The organism is Nocardioides sp. Z40_12 (genome assembly GCF_058215795.1).
Window position 1 is genome coordinate 66,251 of the sequence record NZ_JBZAJA010000008.1, and the last position, 17,038, is coordinate 83,288.

Here is a 17,038-nt window from a genome sequence, read left to right on the forward strand (position 1 = left end):
TGGCCCGAGCAGCGACGCGGGTAGCCTCGACGCGTGCCTGACCTGAGCCCCCCACCAGCCGCCGTCCCGGCCGCCGCGCTGGACCTGCGGGTGGTCAGCGCCACCCAGCACCTCGACTTCCTCCGCACCCGCTCGTCGGCGTCCTTCCTGCAGACGCCCGCCTGGGCGGCGGTGAAGTCGGAGTGGCGCCACCAGTCGCTCGGCTGGTTCGCCCCCGGCCCCGACGGCGACCGGATGGTCGGGGCCGCGCTGGTCCTCTACCGGCAGCTGCCCAAGGTCAAGCGCTACCTCGCCTACCTGCCCGAGGGCCCGGTGATCGACTGGCACGACCAGGACCTGGCGCGCTGGCTGGCCCCGCTGACCCGGCACCTGCGCGGCCAGGGCGCCTTCGGGGTGCGGATGGGGCCACCGGTGGTGACCCGGCGCTGGTCGGCGGCCAGCCTCAAGGCCGGCATCGCCGACGAGACGGTACGACGTCTCGACGACCTGGTGCCGCTCGAGCGCAGCCAGGTCGGGGCCCGCGTGGTCTCCCAGCTCCACGAGCTCGGCTGGCTCCCCCAGTCGGTCGAGGGCGGGTTCGCCGCCGGGCAGCCGCAGTACAACTTCCACCTCCCGCTGGTCGCCGACGGCCGCCCGCGCACCGAGGAGGAGGTGCTCAAGGGCATGAACCAGCTGTGGCGGCGCAACATCAAGAAGGCCGAGAAGTCCGGCGTCGAGGTGGTCTCGACGAGCGGGTCGGCCGCCGAGCTGGGCGCCGACCTCGAGGCGTTCCACGCCCTCTACGTGCACACCGCCGAGCGCGACCGCTTCACCCCGCGCCCGCTCTCCTACTTCCGCACCATGTTCGACGCGCTGTCGGCCGAGGAGGCCGACCGGATCGTCCTCCACCTGGCCCGGCACGAGGGTGACCTGGTGGCCGCCACGATCTCGATCCGCGTCGGCACCCACGCCTGGTACTCCTACGGCGCCTCCTCCACCGAGAAGCGCGAGGTGCGCGGCTCCAACGCCGTGCAGTGGGCGATGATCCGGCAGGCGATGGCGGCCGGTGCGGAGGTCTACGACATGCGCGGCATCACCGACACCCTCGACGCCGACGACCCGCACGTGGGTCTCATCCAGTTCAAGGTCGGCACCGGCGGCGAGGCCGTCGAGTACGCCGGCGAGTGGGACCTGCCGATGAACCGGCCGCTCTACAAGGCGTTCGACCTCTACATGAGGAGGCGCGGATGAGCCTGCTCCTCACCGTCGACGGCGAGCGCTGGCGCGAGCACCTGCGCGGCGTCGCCGAGCGCACCCCGGGCCTCGTCCCGGTGGCCAAGGGGAACGGCTACGGCTTCGGTCTGGGCCGGCTGGCCCGGCGCACCCAGTGGCTGGCCGACCAGCTCGACCGGCCCGCCGACCTGCCGCCCGGCGAGCGGGTCGGCGACGTGCTGGCCGTCGGCACCTACGAGGAGCTCGGCGAGGTCGCCGCCCGCTTCGCCGGCGACCTGCTGGTCCTCACCCCGTGGCGGCCCTTCGGTGCCGCGCTCTCGCTCGACCCCGCCGTGGCGGGCCGGGTGATCCACACCGTGAGCCGGCCCGAGGACCTGCCCGCCCTGCTCGCGGTGCAGCCGGACGCCCGCTACGTGCTCGAGCTGGTCACCTCGATGCTGCGCCACGGGATGACCGGGCGCCAGCTCCGCGACGTGGCCGGGCACACCTCGCGCGGCCGCCTCGAGGGCGTGGCCATGCACCTGCCGCTCGCCCAGGGCTCCCACCTGAGCCAGGTCCACCGGCTGATCACCGACGTGGTCGCCGCGGGTCTGCCCACCCACACCCTGTGGGTCAGCCACCTGACGCCCGGCGAGCTGAGCCGGCTGCGGGCCTCCTACGCCGACTTCGCGATCCGGCCCCGGATCGGCACCGACCTGTGGCTGGGCGCCCGCGACGCGCTGAGCGTCACCGCGACCGTCCTCGACGTCCACCCGGTGGAGCGCGGCGACGTCTTCGGCTACCGCTCGCGGACCGCGCCGAAGTCGGGCCACCTGCTGGTGGTCAGCGGCGGCACCGCCCACGGCATCGGCCTGGAGGCCCCGACCGGCGACCAGTCGATCAGGTCCCGGGCCGCCACCCTGGCCCGCGGCGGCCTCGACGCGGTCGGCTTCGTGCGCTCGCCGTACTCGATCGACGGCAAGCAGCGACTCTTCGCCGAGCCCCCGCACATGCAGGCCTCGATGCTCTTCCTGCCCGCCGGCACCCGGGTGCCGCAGGTCGGGGACCGGATCGACGTCCGGGTCCGCTACACCGCCACCTCGTTCGACCGGGTCGAGATCGTCTGAGACCCGGTCTGCTCGGCGGCACCCTGGCCGGCGTCGTCGTCGGACCGGCTGCGCTCCTCGGGCCGCGGCGGGCCGGGCTCCTCGGGGTCCCGGCCGACCGGGTCGTGCTCGGGGCGCAGCACGTCGCGGGTGACCACGGCGACGAGGTAGAGCTCGGCGGCCACCCGCAGCAGGATCGCGGCCCAGTAGGCCGCCGGCTGCCCGCCGGAGCCGGAGGCGAGGAAGTCGCCGAGGTACCACCAGACGGAGGCGAAGTAGAGCAGCTCACCGGCCTGCCAGATGAGCAGGTCGCGCCAGCGGGGCCGGGCCAGCACCGCCAGCGGCAGCAGCCACAGCACGTACTGCGGTGAGTAGACCTTGTTGACCAGCAGGAAGCCCGCCACGATCAGGAAGCCGAGCTGGGCCAGCCGGGCCGGCTTGGGGGCGACCAGCCCGACCACCAGCACCGCCACGCACCAGGCGCCGAAGAAGAGCCAGGAGGCGTTGTTGATCAGGTCGAGGGAGACCATCTCGCCGCTGTACTGCTGCCACAGCAGCCACATCGACCCGAGGTCGGCTCCGCGCTCGCTGTTGAAGCTCCAGAAGACCTTCCAGTCGTCGGGACCCGAGAGCCAGGCCGGCACGTTGGCCACGCCCCAGGCCAGGAAGGTCGCGCTGACCGCCGTGACCAGGTCGGCCCAGCGGCGGCGCTTGAGGCACAGCACCAGCACCCCGCCCAGCAGGAAGAGCGGATAGAGCTTGGTGGCCGTCCCCAGGCCGATCATCACCCCGGTCAGGGCCGGCCGGCCCCGGGACCACGCCCACAGCGCGCCGGCCACGAAGCCGATGGCGAGCAGGTCCCAGTTGACCAGGCCGGTGATGGCCAGCGCCGGCGCGAGGGCGAAGCCCGCGGCGTCCCAGGGCCGGCGCAGGACGCGCCCGGCGATCGCGCGGCTGCGGTTGACGCCGGCCAGCAGCCAGGTGCTCAGCAGCGCGACGAGCAGGAAGCCGACGGCGTTGACCGCCACGTAGAGGCTGCTCTCGGCCGGGATGTCGCGCTCGGGATCGCCGTTGGCGGGCGAGCCGCTGAGCCACCAGGTCACGTAGCTGGTGCCCCAGGCCCAGTAGGAGATCCCGACCGGGTACTCCATCGTCTGGTAGGTGGCCCGGACCTCCGCGTCGTCGGAGTAGGGCCAGTGCCGCTCCAGGAACCCGCGCCCGGTGTAGAGGTAGGGCATGTCGGAGTAGCACATCGCCGCGTAGCGGGTCTCCTCGTCCTGCCACTGCGTGGTCGCGCACGGCGTCTTGGTGACCAGCCCCAGGCTGAAGCACAGGGCGGTGAGCACCAGCAGCACCCGGACCGGGGTCCACCACGGATGTGCTCCGGCCCTGCTCCCGACCGGCCCGCCGACCACTTCGCTGACCGTCGCGACCAGCGGGTCGTCCTGGGTGGGGTGGACCCACCCGGGCTCCGGGGAGCCGGGCCGTCGCGTCATCTGGGCTCCTAGCCGTCAGGCTGGGTCGGTGTCGGCGCGGGCACCGGCACGGTGGGGGGCGGCACCACCGGGGTCTCCGGCGGGGGCGGCGGTGCCGGGGTCTCCGGCGGCGGCGGGGGCGGCGGTGGTGCCGGGGTCTCCGGCGGCGGCGGCGGGGGAAGCGTCGGGGTCGGCTCCGGGGTGGGAGTCGGCTCCTCGGTGGGCTCGGGGGTCTTGGTGGGCTTCGGCTTCTTCGGCGGGGCTGCCGGCGGCTTGGGTGCGGGCGCCGGCGGCGGGACGTACTCGTGGCCCTCGGAGGGAGCGTCACCGTCGAGGAAGACCGGTTCCGGGAAGTCCTCGACCTCCATGCCCTCACTGAGCCGCTCCATGATGGCAGTCCAGGTCTGCGCTGGATAGGTGCCGCCATAAAAAGAGGGCAGCCAGTCGTCGAGCTGGTCGTCGCCGTCGCCGCGGACGTACATCACGGCGGTGGAGAGCTGGGGGGTGAACCCGACGAACCACGCCGAGGAGACCTGGTCCTTGTCGTTGGTCGCGGTGCCGGTCTTGCCGGCGGCTGGGCGACCGACGCCCTGCGCGGCCCGGCCGGAGCCGTCGTTGACGACCTCCTCCAGCGCGTAGACCGTGTCGGCGCTGACCTCCTCGTCGACCGCGCGGCGTGTGGAGTCCTCGCGGGTGTAGCTGGTCTCGCCGTCGGCCTCCACGACCTTCCGGACGACGTGCACGTCGGCGCGCTCGCCCTCGTTGGCGAAGGTGGCGTAGGCGTTGGCCATGTTGATCGGGCTGACCCGGGCCTTGCCGAGGGTGATCAGCGCGTCGTCGGGCTGCAGGTCGATGCTGCGGGAGGGGATGCCGGGGAACCGCTCCTGGGCCTCCTGCGGCGGCAGGCCGGCGGCGACCGCGAGGTCGTGGATCTTGCGCGGTCCCTTGTCCATCGCCGCGCTCATGTCGACGAAGGCGGTGTTGGTGGAGTTCTCGGCGGCGGTCACCATCGAGATCGAGGAGCCGAGGTCGGTGGCGCCCTCACCGGCGTTGTAGACCTCCAGGCCGTCGGGGAAGGTGTAGGGCGAGTTCCCGTCGAACCGGTCGTTGAGGGAGAAGCCCTCCTCGATGGCGGCGGCGATGGTGAAGGCCTTCATCGTGGAGCCGGCCATGCCGCCGGTGGCGGCCCAGTTGATCTGGGAGTCGAGGTAGTCCTGGCCGCCGTAGAACGCCTTCAGCGCACCGGTGCCGGGCTCGACGGTGGCCGCGCCGATGTGCAGCTCCTTGTCGCCGAACCCCTCGGGCCGCTGCTCGATCACGGCCTCCTGGAGGTCGCTCATCATCTCGGCGTCGAAGGTGGTGGTGACCCGCAGGCCGCCCCCGTCGATCTCGCTCTCGGTGTAGCCCAGGCGCAGCAGCTCGTCGCGGACCAGCTTGAGCATGTGGCCCTTCTGGCCGCCGTAGGCGCTCTGGGCCTCCTGCTTGGGGAACTTGGGGAGCCGCTTCTTGGCGGTCTCGGCCTTCTCCTCGCTGATGTGGCCGTCGGCCGCCATCCGCCCCAGCGTGTACTCGTAGCGGGCGGTGACCGCCTCGCGGGCCTCGTCACCGTTGGCCGGGTCGTAGGAGGAGGGGTTGTTGATCACGCTGGCCAGGAAGGCGGCCTCGCGCAGCTTGAGCCGCTTGGCGTTCTTGTTGAAGTAGGCCTCGGAGGCGGCCTGGATGCCGTAGGCGCCGCGGCCGAAGTAGATGGTGTTGAGGTAGCCCTCGAGGATCTCCCGCTTGCTCATCTCACGCTGGATCTTGAGGGAGAGGATCGCCTCCTTGACCTTGCGCGAGAGCTTGCGCTCGGAGGTGAGGTAGAGGATCTTCACGTACTGCTGGGTGATGGTGGAGCCGCCCTGGGTGGTCTCCCCGGCCGCGGCGTTGGAGAACGCGGCCCGGACGATCCCCTTGGGGTCGATGCCGCTGTCCTTCCAGAAGTTCTTGTTCTCGGCCGAGACCACGGCGTTCTGCATCCGCTTCGGCACGTCGTCGAGCGGGATCGAGACGCGGTTCTGCCGGGCGTACTGCCCGACCTCGCTCTCACCGTCGGCGTAGTAGACGAACGAGGTCTGGGTCTCGAACTCCTCGTTGGCGTCCGGGATGTCGATCGTCTGGTAGGCCACGACGAAGGTGCCGACGCCGATCAGCGCCCCGACCAGGGCGAGCAGGCCGACACCGAGGGCACCCCTCTTGGCCCACTGCTTCGGGGTCAACTTCTTCTTGCCCGGCCTCTTCTTGACGGCGGGGCCGGGCTTCCTGCGGGTCTGACTCACGCGAGCCAGGGTAAACCGGACTCAAGCGTCCCCCGCCTCTTCGCCCCGGGTCGGCGACGCAGGTCACGCACACCCGCGGTGTTCTGTTGTCGCGGATATATCGCTACGATAGGTCGTATGGCACGTCGTGCGGAGACAATCGAGCTAGCAGTCCTCGGACTGCTGCACGAGGGACCCATGCACGGCTACGAGCTCCGCAAGCGGCTCAACCTGATGCTCGGGTGGAGCCGCCGAGTCCTCTCGTACGGCTCGCTCTACCCCGCCCTGAAGAAGATGCTGCGCGCCTCGTTGATCGAGGAGGTCGACTCGGTCCCCGCACCGGTCACCCGCCGCCCCCGCATCGTCTACCGGGTCACCGAGGCCGGGCACGCGGAGTTCGAGCGCCTCATGTCGGAGGTCGGTCCCGCCGCCTGGGAGGACGACACCTTCGACATCCGCTTCGCCTTCTTCTCCTCCACCGACATGGAGATCCGGCTGCGCGTCCTCGAAGGACGGCGTACCCGCCTCCAGGAGCGGCTGGAGAAGGTGCAGACCGACCTGGCCCGCACCCAGAAGGAGGTCGACCGGTATGCCGCCGAGCTCCAGCGCCACGGCGTGGAGTCGGTCGAGCGGGAGGTCCGCTGGTTGTCGGACCTGATCAAGGCCGAGCGGGACGGTCATTCCAAGTCTGGCCCGGTCGCCGAGCCCGTCACCCCGGACTGATCTCCAGTCCGTCAGAACATCGCGAGCACGCACGTTTCGCATCAAGAAAGAGGAGAGCCCATGGGTTCGGTACGCGTAGCAATCGTCGGCGTGGGCAACTGTGCCACGTCACTGGTCCAGGGTGTGGAGTACTACAAGGACGCCGACCCCAACGGGACCGTCCCCGGCCTGATGCACGTCGTCTTCGGTGACTACCACGTCAAGGACGTGGAGTTCGTCGCCGCCTTCGACGTCGACGACAAGAAGGTCGGCAAGGACCTCTCCGAGGCCATCGGCGCCTCCGAGAACAACACCATCAAGATCGCCGACGTGCCCACCCTCGGTGTCGAGGTGCGGCGCGGCCCGACGCTCGACGGCCTCGGCAAGTACTACCGGCAGACCATCGAGGAGTCGGCCGCGGAGCCGGTCGACGTGGTCCAGGTGCTCAAGGACGCCCAGGTCGACGTCCTGGTCTCCTACCTCCCGGTCGGCTCGGAGGAGGCGGACAAGTTCTACGCCCAGTGCGCGATCGACGCGGGCGTGGCCTTCGTCAACGCCCTGCCGGTCTTCATCGCCTCGGACCCCGTGTGGGCCAAGAAGTTCGAGGACGCGGGCGTGCCGATCATCGGCGACGACATCAAGTCCCAGGTGGGCGCCACCATCACCCACCGGGTGATGGCGAAGCTCTTCGAGGACCGCGGCGTCGCGCTGGACCGGACCTACCAGCTCAACGTCGGCGGCAACATGGACTTCAAGAACATGCTCGAGCGCGAGCGCCTGGAGTCCAAGAAGGTCTCCAAGACCCAGGCCGTCACCTCCAACCTGCACGGCTCGCTGAGCAACGTCGGCGCCGACGACCGCAACGTCCACATCGGCCCCTCGGACTACGTGGCCTGGCTCGACGACCGCAAGTGGGCCTACGTGCGGCTCGAGGGTCGCGCCTTCGGCGACGTGCCGCTCAACCTGGAGTACAAGCTCGAGGTCTGGGACTCCCCCAACTCGGCCGGCATCATCATCGACGCCGTCCGGGCGGCCAAGATCGCCAAGGACCGCGGCATCGGCGGCCCGATCATCCCGGCTTCGGCCTACCTGATGAAGTCCCCGCCGGTGCAGATCCCCGACGAGGAGGGTCGCACCCAGCTCGAGGCGTTCATCCGCGGCGAGTGACCTGACCCGCCGTACGACGAGGACCCGTCAGCCCCCTGGGGCGGCGGGTCCTCGTCGTTCCCGCCCTCTCCGACCGACCCCCTCCGACTCTCCGACTCGCGGGACGTCATCGCCGCTGGTCGCGCGAGCGACCGCGGCTGATGACGTCCGGCGAGCCGGGGACCCGACGCCGCCCTTCGAGCAGGTGCTCACCACCCGGTCAGCGCGAGGGTGCCGTCTCGGCCTCGGCCTTGATCCGGGCCAGCGTCTGCCGCATGCCCGCGCGCAGCTCGTCCTGGAAGCTCACCTGACCGCCCATGAACCGGTCGATCAGCTTGCGGGACAGGGCGGTGGTGCCGTCCGGCGCCTCACGCCGCTGGACGATCCGGGTGCCGTCGGCCTCCGTCCCGTCGACGCCGGTGGTCGGCTCGAGGGCGAACGACCAGGTGGTGCCGTTCTCCTTGATCTTGAACGCGATCTCGCGGCCGGGCTCCAGGCGGACCACCTCGGCCTGGGTCGGCCAGACCAGCAGGCCGCGCCGATTGACGTTGACCATCCGGCTGCCGAGCCGCACCGGGCTCCCGCCGCGCAGGAAGCTGCGGAGCACCTGCGGGCTCCACCGCGACATCCGGGGCAGGTCCGAGACGAGCTCCCAGACCCGCTCGGGGGTGGCGCGGACGTCGATCGTCTGCTCGAGGAGGGGCTCGACCTGGTCTGTGCTGGACGTCGTCATCCGGGCAATCTAGAGGACGGGTCCCCAGCGCGCGAGGCATGTCGCCGCGGCGCCGGTCGGCGTACGGTGAAAAGGCACGGCACCGCACGGCACCGCACGACAGTGCCCGGGCACGGCGAGGGGCTTGCGCATGGGCGACGGCGACCGACCGGCGAGCACGGTGCCCGAGGCGTGGTGGGCGCTGCCGGCCGACGAGCTGCTCGACGCGCTCGCCGCCACCGAGGCGGGGCTGGACGCCGGCGAGGCCGCGCGGCGGCTGGAGGCGACCGGCCCCAACCGGCTCGCGCCCGGGCACCGGGTCTCCTGGCCGGTCGCGCTGGCCAAGCAGTTCACCGAGCCGATCATCCTCATCCTGATCTTCGCCAGCCTGGTCTCCCTCGTGCTGCGCGACGTCACCGACGCGGTGATCATCTTGACCATCGTCGGGCTCAGCGGCCTGCTCGGCTTCTGGCAGGAGCACCGGGCCTCGCTCACCGTGGCCCGGCTGCTGGCCCTGGTGCAGGTCCACGCCGACGTGCTGCGGGGCGGGACCGAGACCGAGGTGGCGCTCGAGGAGGTGGTGCCCGGCGACGTGGTGGTGCTGCACGCCGGCGACGTGGTGCCGGCGGACTGCCGGCTGCTGAGCGCCGACGCGCTCCAGGTCGACGAGTCGGCCCTGACCGGGGAGACCTTCCCCCGGCACAAGCACCCCGGGGCCACCCCCGCCCACGCCGCCGCGGCCGACCGGCACGCGGCCCTGCTGCTCGGCTCCCACGTGGTCAGCGGCCGGGGCCTGGCCGTCGTGGTGGCCACCGGTGACAGCACCGAGCTGGGCCGGCTCTCCCGCCGGCTCGCGCAGCAGCCCCCGGCCACCGGCTTCCAGCGGGGGATCCGCCAGTTCGGGCTGCTGCTGGCCCGGGTGACGGGAGCGCTCGCCCTGGTCATCCTGCTGCTCAACCTGGTGCTGGAGCGGCCCTTCGTCGACTCGCTGCTCTTCTCGCTCTCGCTGGCGGTGGGGCTGACCCCGCAGATGCTCCCGGCGATCATCGCGGTCAGCCTCTCGGCCGGGGCCAGGCGGATGGCGCGCGAGCAGGTCGTCGTCCGCCGCCTCGACACCATCGAGGACTTCGGCGCGATGGACGTGCTGTGCACCGACAAGACCGGCACCCTGACCGTCGGCACCACCCGGCTGCACGCGGCCGTGGGGCCGGACGGCGCCGAGAGCGACCTGGTGCTCGGGCTGGCCGCCCTCAACGCCGGCCTGCAGACCGGCTTCGTCAACCCGATCGACGCCGCGATCGTGGAGCGACGCCCGCCCGACCCGGCCTGGCGGGCGGTCGCGGAGCTGCCCTACGACTTCGAGCGCAAGCGGCTCGGGGTGCTGGTCGACGGGCCGGACGGGCGCCAGTTGGTCTGCAAGGGTGCCTACGCCTCGGTCGTCGGCGTCTGCGCCGGCGCGGACCGGGCGGGGCTGGACGCCCGGTTCGCCGAGCTCAGCGGCCAGGGCTACCGGGTGCTCGGTCTCGCCCGGCGGCCGCTGCCGGAGGCCAGGACGCTCACCGCCGACGACGAGCGCGAGCTGGAGTTCCTGGGCTTCCTGGCCTTCGCCGACCCGGCCAAGCCGGGTGCCGCCGCGGCGCTGAGCGACCTGCGGGAGGCCGGGATCAGCGTGCGGATGATCACCGGCGACAACCACCTCGCCGCCGCTCACATCGCCGCCGAGGTGGGGATGGACGCCGCCACGGTGCTCACCGGCGACGACCTCGACGCGCTCGACGACGACCAGCTGGTGGGCCGGGTCCGCGAGGTCGAGGTCTTCGCCGAGGTCGACCCGCTCCACAAGGAGCGGATCATCCGGGCGCTGCGCGACAGCGGTGCGGTGGTGGGCTACCTCGGCGACGGGATCAACGACGCCGCGGCGCTCCACCTCGCCGACGTCGGCATCTCGGTCGACACGGCCGTCGACGTCGCCAAGAGCGCCGCCTCCATCGTGCTGCTGGACAAGGACCTCGCGGTGCTCGGCCACGGCGTGAGCCTGGGCCGCCAGACCTTCGCCAACACCCTGAAGTACGTCTTCACCACCGTCAGCGCCAACTTCGGCAACGTGGCCAGCATGGTGATCGCCTCGGCGTTCCTGCCCTTCCTGCCGTTGCTGCCCCGTCAGATCCTGCTGCTCAACTTCCTCTCCGACATCCCGAGCACCACCCTCGCCGTCGACCGCGTCGACCCCGAGCAGCTGGCCCGGCCCCAGCACTGGGACCTGCGCTTCGTACGCGACTTCATGGTGGCCTTCGGCCTGCTGAGCACCCTGTTCGACCTGCTGACCTTCGCGGTGCTGCTCCAGGTCTTCGACGCCGGCTCGACGCTCTTCCGGTCGGCCTGGTTCGTGGGATCCACCGTCACCGAGCTGGCGGTGCTGATGGTGCTCCGCACCCGCCGGCCGGCGATCCGCAGCCGGCCCGCGACCCCCCTGCTGGTCACCTCGCTCCTCGTGGGGATCCTCACCCTGGCGCTCCCCTTCGTGCCCGGGGTCGCCGAGGTGCTCGGCCTGCGCGCCCTGCCCGTCAGCGTGGTGGGCGCGCTGCTGCTGATCACGCTGGGCTACGTGGTGGCCGCCGAGCGCCTCAAGCGCTCCTTCTACCGGGCCGCCGACCGCCCCCGGCCCGACGTACGCCGCCCGCAGCACCCCCGGCTGGTGCGCCTGGTGCGCGAGCACGGCGGGCGGCCGGGCGGGGTCACGCCTGCCGGGCCGCCCACCACGCCCGGAGCGCCGCCTCGGCGGCCTCGGGGCTCTGGGGACCCTCGTCCATCCTGAGCTCGAGGAGGTAGCGGTAGGCCTCGCCGACCTCGCGGCCCGGGCCGATGCCGAGGATCTCCATGATCTGGGTGCCGTCGAGGTCGGGGCGGATGGAGGCGAGCTCCTCGGCCTCCGAGAGCCTCTCGATCCGGGCCTCGAGGTCGTCGTAGGTACGCCGCAGCCGCGCCGCCTTGCGGGCGTTGCGGGTGGTGCAGTCGGCCCGGGTCAGCACGTGCAGGCGCTCGAGCTGGTCGCCGGCGTCGCGGACGTAGCGGCGCACCGCGGAGTCGGTCCACTCCCCCGAGCCGTAGCCGTGGAAGCGCAGGTGGAGCTCGACCAGCTTGGAGACCGCCTCGATCTCGTCGTTGGAGAAGCGCAGCGCCTTCATCCGCTTGCGGGTGATCTTGGCGCCGACCACGTCGTGGTGGTGGAAGGTGACGGTGCCGTCACCGACGAACTTGCGGGTCCGGGGCTTGCCCACGTCGTGCATCAGGGCGGCGAAGCGGGAGACGAAGTCGGGTCCGCCCCCGAGCCGGTCCTCCATGTCGATCGCCTGCTCCAGCACGGTCAGGGTGTGCTCGTAGACGTCCTTGTGGCGGTGGTGCTCGTCGCGCTCCAGCGCGAGGGCCGGCAGCTCGGGCAGCACGTGGTCGGCCAGCCCCGTCTCCACCAGCAGGCTCAGCCCCCGGCGGGGGTACGGCGCGCAGATCAGCTTGACCAGCTCGTCGCGGATCCGCTCGGCGGAGATGATCTCGATCCGGCCGGCCATCGCGCGCATCGCCTCGACCACCTCGGGCGCCACCTCGAAGCCGAGCTGGGCGGCGAAACGGGCGGCCCGCATCATCCGCAGCGGATCGTCGGAGAAGGAGTCCTCGGGACGGCCCGGGGTGCGCAGCACCCGGTTCGCCAGGTCGACCACGCCGCCGTACGGGTCCTCGAAGGTCCGGTCCGGCACCCGCACGGCCATCGCGTTGACCGTGAAGTCGCGGCGGCCGAGGTCGCCGGCCAGCGAGTCTCCGAAGTCGACCTCGGGCTTGCGGGAGTCGGGGTCGTAGGTCTCGGCGCGGTACGTCGTGATCTCGACCTGCCACTCGCCCTTGCGGCAGCCGATGGTGCCGAAGGCGCGGCCCATGTCCCAGATCGCGTCGGCCCACCCCTTGAGCAGCCGCTCGGTCTGCCCGGGGCGCGCGTCGGTGGTGAAGTCGAGGTCGTTCTGCAGCCGGCCCAGCATCGCGTCGCGGACGGGCCCGCCGACCAGGTGGAGCTCGTGGCCCGCGGCGGCGAACCGGGCGCCCAGGTCGTCGACGACCGCACCGATCCGGTCGAGCTCGGCGGCCACCGCTCGCTGGACCTCGACCATGCTGAGCGGGGGGAGGGAGGGGGCGTCGGACACGAGGAGCCAGTCTAGGCGCACTACAGTCGTGGGGTGCCCAGCCGTCGTCCGTTCCTGACCGCCTCCGTGGCGGGACCGGTCGTGGGGCCACGCGTGCGGCCCTCGGCGGGCCCGCTGCTGACCCTGCTGGTCGCGGTGCTCCTGGTGCTGCCCGGCCTGCTGCTGCCCGGCCTGGCGCTGCCGGCCCAGGCGGCGCCGGGCAACGCCGGGGAGGACCCGCTGCGCCTGGAGATCTCCGAGCTGACGCCCTCGGTCCCGCGGGCCGACGAGCAGGTGACGATCGCCGGCACCATCACCAACCAGAGCCGCGAGACGTGGACCACCATCAACGTCCACGCCTTCCACTCCGAGAGCCCGGTCCTCGACGCGGCCACCCTCGCCTCGGCGGCGAACACCCCGGACGGGGAGTACCTCGGCCCCCGGGTGGTCGCCCCGGGCACCTTCCAGACCATCCCGAGCCTGGCGCCGGGTGAGTCGACCACCTTCACCGCCTACCTCCCGGCCGGCTCGCTCATCGGCGGGGACGGCGTCTACTGGGCGGGCGTGCACGCGATCGGGGAGACCGACAGCCAGCCGCGCGACGAGTACACCGACGGCCGGGCGCGGACCTTCCTGCCGGTCATCTCCGGGGAGCGGCGACGCCTCGACGCCGCCCTGGTGCTGCCGCTGCGCGCCCCGATCCGGCACACCCCGGCCGGACGGGTCGCCGACCCCGGCCGGTGGGCCGAGCTGCTCGGTCCCGGCGGCCGGCTGCGCAACCTGCTCGAGGCCGGCCGCGCCGCCGGCGAGCGGCCCGTGACCTGGCTGCTGGACCCCGCCGTCCCGCACACCGCCATGAAGCTGGCCGCGGGCAACCCGCGCGCCAGCCTGGCCCCGCTGCCCGGGTCGGAGGAGGAGCCGGCCGACCCGGAGGGCGGCACCCCGGGCGAGGAGCCGGCCAGCCCCGCGCCCACCGAGCCGACCGTGCTCCCCGACCCCGACCCCGACGAGGGCGCCGCGGAGCAGCTCGACCCCGCGGCGCAGGCCGCGGCGGCCGCCGCGCAGGGATGGCTCGAGATCTTCAGGACCGAGATGGCCGCCCACCCGGTGCTGGCCCTGCCGTACGGCGACGTCGACGCCTCCGCGCTCCAGCGCGAGGACCCGGACCTCCTGGCCATGGCCCGGGCCCACTCCACCCAGGTGCTCACCTACCTGGGCATCAGCGCCACGCCCGTCCTCGCCGCACCCGACGGCCACCTCTCACCCGAGGTCGTCTCGGCCGCCGCGCCGGAGACCCTGATGCTGCTCAGCGACCGGGCCCTCCAGGACCCGCTGGGCCAGGTGCCGAGCACCGGCCAGGTGCTGGGCCACACGTTCGCCACCACCTCCTCCGGGGTGGCCGCGGGCGGTCCCGGCCCCGAGCCGGCCGCGGGGCCGATCGCGGTCCGCCAGCGGGTGGTCAGCGAGGCGGCGCTGCAGATCCTCGCCGGGGACCGCTCGCCGCTGGTGATCGCGCCGCCCCCCAACTGGGACCCCGCCACCGGGTCCGCAGTCCTCTTCTCGACCTTCGACGAAGGGCTGCTGCGCCTGCGCCCCCTGGCCGACCTCGTCGGCGACGACGTGCTCACCGCCCCGCCCGCCGCCGGTGACGGTGCCGAGGCCGGCGGCACCGACCTGCCGGCCGAGGCCCTCGTCTTCGGCGAGGCCCAGCAGGCGGCGGAGCTGCCCGCCACCAGCATCTCGGCGGCCACCCAGCGGCTCGAGCGGGCACGGCTGCTCGCCGGCGTGCTGACCCGCGACTCCGGCCTGGTGCCCCACCTGGTGGAGGCGGTGCTGCCCAGCCTCTCCTACTTCGCCCGGCAGCGGGCCGGCGAGTGGCGGCGGCAGGACGTCCGCGGCACCGCGTGGCTCCAGGAGCGCCTCGACTCGATCCGGGTCGACACCCCCCTGCGCGCCACCCTGTCCAGCGACCACGGCACGCTGGGGGTCACCCTGGTCAACGACCTCGACGTGTGGGTCGAGGTCCGGATCGCGGCGAGCAGCCAGGGCGGCCTCCGGATCGAGGAGCAGGAGCCCCTGACGCTGGCGCCGCGCTCGCGCCGGCTGCTGCGGCTCTCGGCGACCGCCACCCGCCAGGGCAAGGACGAGCTGACGCTGCGGGTCACCGACGTGGAGGGCACCCCGCTGGGCGCCTCCGCGACCTACCCGGTGCGGACCTCCCAGGTCAGCGGCACCCTGTGGGTCATCATGGCCGTCGGTGCCGTGATGCTCTTCGGGACGATCGGGGTGCGCCTGCTGCGCGGCAACCGCCGGACCCGGCGCGAGCAGGCGGAGGCGGAGGAGGCCGAGCTCGAGACCCTGGCCGAGCCGGACGAGACCCAGCCGACCGAGCCCCAGCCGACCCAAACCCAACCCGCCCAGACCCAACCGGACGAGACCCAACCGGCCCAGACCCAGTCGGCCGAGCCCCGGCCGGTCCAGCGGATCGAGCCGGAGCAGCCCACGACGGAGCAGTCGGGGCAAGGAGCCACATGAGCGCGCCCCAGACGGACCAGGAACAGCGGTCGATCGCCTCGAACAGCGCGGTGATGGCGATCGGGACCACCTTCTCCCGGCTCTCGGGATACCTGCGCAGCCTGCTGCTGGTCGCCGCCCTGGGCAGTGCGCTGCACGCCGACCTCTTCAACGTGGCCAACACGATCCCCAACGCGCTCTACATCCTGCTCGCCGGCGGTGTCTTCAACGCCGTGCTGGTGCCCCAGCTGGTCCGGGCGCTGGGGCGCGACGAGGACGGCGGGGAGGCCTACACCAACCGCCTCATCACCCTGGCCGCGCTCTTCCTCGGCGCGGTCACCGTGCTGCTGGTGCTGGCCGCCCCCACGGTGGTCGACGTCTACTTCAGCAGCCGGCTGGCCAGCCCCGAGCTGGCCGAGCAGCGCGAGTCGGCGATCGCCTTCGCCCGCTTCTGCCTGCCGCAGGTCTTCTTCTACGGGATGTTCGTGCTGATCGGGCAGGTCCTCAACGCCCGCGGCACCTTCGGGCCGATGATGTGGGCGCCGATCGCCAACAACCTGCTCGCCATCGGCGTGCTCGTGGTCTACCTGCTGGTCTTCGGCCCGGTCTCCGGCGCCGGGCTCACCGGGCCCTACTCGACCGGCCAGGAGCTGCTGCTGGGCCTGGGGTCGACGGCCGGCATCGTGGTGCAGCTGCTGATCCTGCTGCCCTACCTGCGGGCCGCGGGCTTCCGCTACCGCCCGCGCTTCGACTTCCGTGGCACCGGGCTGGGCCACACGCTGCGGCTCGGCATCTGGACGGTGCTCTTCGTGGTGGTCAACCAGATCACCTACTGGCAGGTGACGCGGCTGGCCACCAGCGGGACCACCCAGGCCGCGGACGGCACCGGGGTCACCGTCTACGCCAACTCGATGCTCGTCGCGATGGTGCCGCACGCGATCATCACCGTCTCCTTCGCCACCGCCGTGCTCCCCCGCCTGTCCCGGTACGCCGCCGACGGCGAGGACCGGCACCTCGCCCAGACCCTCGGCTCGACGATGCGGACCTCGCTGGGCGTGGTGATCCCCTTCGCCGCCCTGCTGCCCGTGGTCGCCGGCGACATCGCCAACGCGGCGTACGGCTGGGGGGCGGGCGCCGACGACGTGGCCGGCTACGTCCCCTCGCTCTCCCTCTTCGGCCTCGGGCTGGTCTTCTTCACCGTCCACTACTTCATGCTCCGCGGCTTCTACGCGCTGGAGCGCACGCGCACCGTCTTCCTGATCCAGCTCGTCCACGCGGCGGTCAACATCGCGGCGGCGGTGCTGCTGGTCCGCCAGGCATCCGCCGCGGACACCGCCCCGGCCCTGGTGGTGGCCTACGCGCTGGCCTACCTGGTGGTCTCGGCCCTGAGCTACGCGGTGCTGCGCCACGTCCTCGGCGGGCTGGAGACGCCCCGGCTGGTCCGCTTCCTGATCCGGCTGCTGCTGGTGGTCGCGGTCTCGACCCTGTTCGCCTGGCTCACCTCCCGGGCGCTCTCGGGGCTCGGCGACACGCCGCACCCCCTGGTCTCGGTCGGCCGCGGCGCGGTGGTCGGGCTGGTCGACGTGGCCGTGCTCCTCGCGCTGGCGCGGTGGTTGCGGCTCAGCGAGGTCACGGTGCTGCTCGATCCGGTGGTCAACACGGTCCGGCGTCGCCTGCGCACGCCCTGACCTCGCCGTACCATGAGCGGGACCGCAACCGCGCACCCGAG

The 17,038-nt window shown here is 72.6% G+C and carries 11 protein-coding genes; 7 read left to right on the top strand and 4 right to left on the bottom strand.

Annotation, left to right across the window (positions count from 1 at the left end):
• Window positions 1–33 precede the first annotated feature (33 nt).
• Complete coding sequence (locus AC4BG9_RS15260; RefSeq protein ID WP_490571970.1) at window positions 34–1,230, top strand: lipid II:glycine glycyltransferase FemX; 1,197 nt, start codon at window positions 34–36, stop codon at window positions 1,228–1,230.
• Entirely contained in the window at window positions 1,227–2,318 is a 1,092-nt protein-coding gene (locus AC4BG9_RS15265; protein ID WP_490571971.1) for an alanine racemase, read from the top strand. Before AC4BG9_RS15260 ends, AC4BG9_RS15265 begins: the two co-directional genes overlap by 4 nt.
• Here the strand turns inward: AC4BG9_RS15265 and AC4BG9_RS15270 are convergent.
• Entirely contained in the window at window positions 2,279–3,793 is a 1,515-nt protein-coding gene (locus AC4BG9_RS15270; RefSeq protein ID WP_490571972.1) for a glycosyltransferase family 87 protein, read from the bottom strand. The genes AC4BG9_RS15265 and AC4BG9_RS15270 overlap by 40 nt on opposite strands.
• A gap of 8 nt (window positions 3,794–3,801) precedes the next feature.
• Entirely contained in the window at window positions 3,802–6,087 is a 2,286-nt protein-coding gene (locus AC4BG9_RS15275) for a transglycosylase domain-containing protein (RefSeq protein ID WP_490571973.1), read from the bottom strand.
• Between the two features lie 117 nt (window positions 6,088–6,204).
• Between AC4BG9_RS15275 and AC4BG9_RS15280 the strand changes: the two genes are divergently transcribed.
• Together AC4BG9_RS15280 and AC4BG9_RS15285 are read left to right on the top strand one after the other, a co-directional pair.
• Window positions 6,205–6,789, top strand: coding sequence for a PadR family transcriptional regulator (locus AC4BG9_RS15280; protein WP_490571974.1), 585 nt, complete (start codon window positions 6,205–6,207; stop codon window positions 6,787–6,789).
• A gap of 60 nt (window positions 6,790–6,849) precedes the next feature.
• Complete coding sequence (locus tag AC4BG9_RS15285; protein WP_490571975.1) at window positions 6,850–7,935, top strand: inositol-3-phosphate synthase; 1,086 nt, start codon at window positions 6,850–6,852, stop codon at window positions 7,933–7,935.
• 199 nt (window positions 7,936–8,134) lie between these two features.
• Here the strand turns inward: AC4BG9_RS15285 and AC4BG9_RS15290 are convergent, their stop codons facing one another.
• Window positions 8,135–8,647 carry an SRPBCC family protein gene (locus tag AC4BG9_RS15290; RefSeq protein WP_490571976.1) on the bottom strand — a complete coding sequence of 171 codons (513 nt, stop codon included), beginning with the start codon at window positions 8,645–8,647 and terminating at the stop codon, window positions 8,135–8,137.
• 130 nt (window positions 8,648–8,777) lie between these two features.
• On the opposite strand from AC4BG9_RS15290, the gene mgtA reads away from it, so the two are divergent.
• Window positions 8,778–11,441, top strand: coding sequence for a magnesium-translocating P-type ATPase (mgtA, locus tag AC4BG9_RS15295; protein WP_490571977.1), 2,664 nt, complete (start codon window positions 8,778–8,780; stop codon window positions 11,439–11,441).
• On the opposite strand, the gene AC4BG9_RS15300 is transcribed toward mgtA, so the two are convergent.
• Window positions 11,362–12,783 (bottom strand): CCA tRNA nucleotidyltransferase, encoded by a 1,422-nt coding sequence (locus AC4BG9_RS15300; protein ID WP_490572106.1) that lies wholly within the window; start codon window positions 12,781–12,783, stop codon window positions 11,362–11,364. The two genes, mgtA and AC4BG9_RS15300, sit on opposite strands and share 80 nt — an antisense overlap.
• A gap of 66 nt (window positions 12,784–12,849) precedes the next feature.
• Between AC4BG9_RS15300 and AC4BG9_RS15305 the strand changes: the two genes are divergently transcribed.
• Both AC4BG9_RS15305 and murJ read left to right on the top strand, forming a co-directional pair.
• A complete protein-coding gene (locus AC4BG9_RS15305; protein WP_490571978.1) occupies window positions 12,850–15,330 on the top strand; it encodes a hypothetical protein in 2,481 nt (826 codons plus the stop codon).
• Entirely contained in the window at window positions 15,327–16,997 is a 1,671-nt protein-coding gene (gene murJ, locus AC4BG9_RS15310; RefSeq protein WP_490571979.1) for a murein biosynthesis integral membrane protein MurJ, read from the top strand. Before AC4BG9_RS15305 ends, murJ begins: the two co-directional genes overlap by 4 nt.
• Window positions 16,998–17,038: the final 41 nt, after the last annotated feature.

Bases quoted from the DNA above. Each gene is read 5' to 3' on its own strand.
- AC4BG9_RS15280 (WP_490571974.1), top strand. From the start codon at position 6,205: ATGGCACGTCGTGCGGAGACAATCGAGCTAGCAGTCCTCGGACTGCTG.
- AC4BG9_RS15300 (WP_490572106.1), bottom strand. From the start codon at position 12,783: ATGGTCGAGGTCCAGCGAGCGGTGGCCGCCGAGCTCGACCGGATCGGT.
- AC4BG9_RS15290 (WP_490571976.1), bottom strand. From the start codon at position 8,647: ATGACGACGTCCAGCACAGACCAGGTCGAGCCCCTCCTCGAGCAGACG.
- AC4BG9_RS15265 (WP_490571971.1), top strand. From the start codon at position 1,227: ATGAGCCTGCTCCTCACCGTCGACGGCGAGCGCTGGCGCGAGCACCTG.
- AC4BG9_RS15270 (WP_490571972.1), bottom strand. From the start codon at position 3,793: ATGACGCGACGGCCCGGCTCCCCGGAGCCCGGGTGGGTCCACCCCACC.
- mgtA (WP_490571977.1), top strand. From the start codon at position 8,778: ATGGGCGACGGCGACCGACCGGCGAGCACGGTGCCCGAGGCGTGGTGG.
- AC4BG9_RS15285 (WP_490571975.1), top strand. From the start codon at position 6,850: ATGGGTTCGGTACGCGTAGCAATCGTCGGCGTGGGCAACTGTGCCACG.
- murJ (WP_490571979.1), top strand. From the start codon at position 15,327: ATGAGCGCGCCCCAGACGGACCAGGAACAGCGGTCGATCGCCTCGAAC.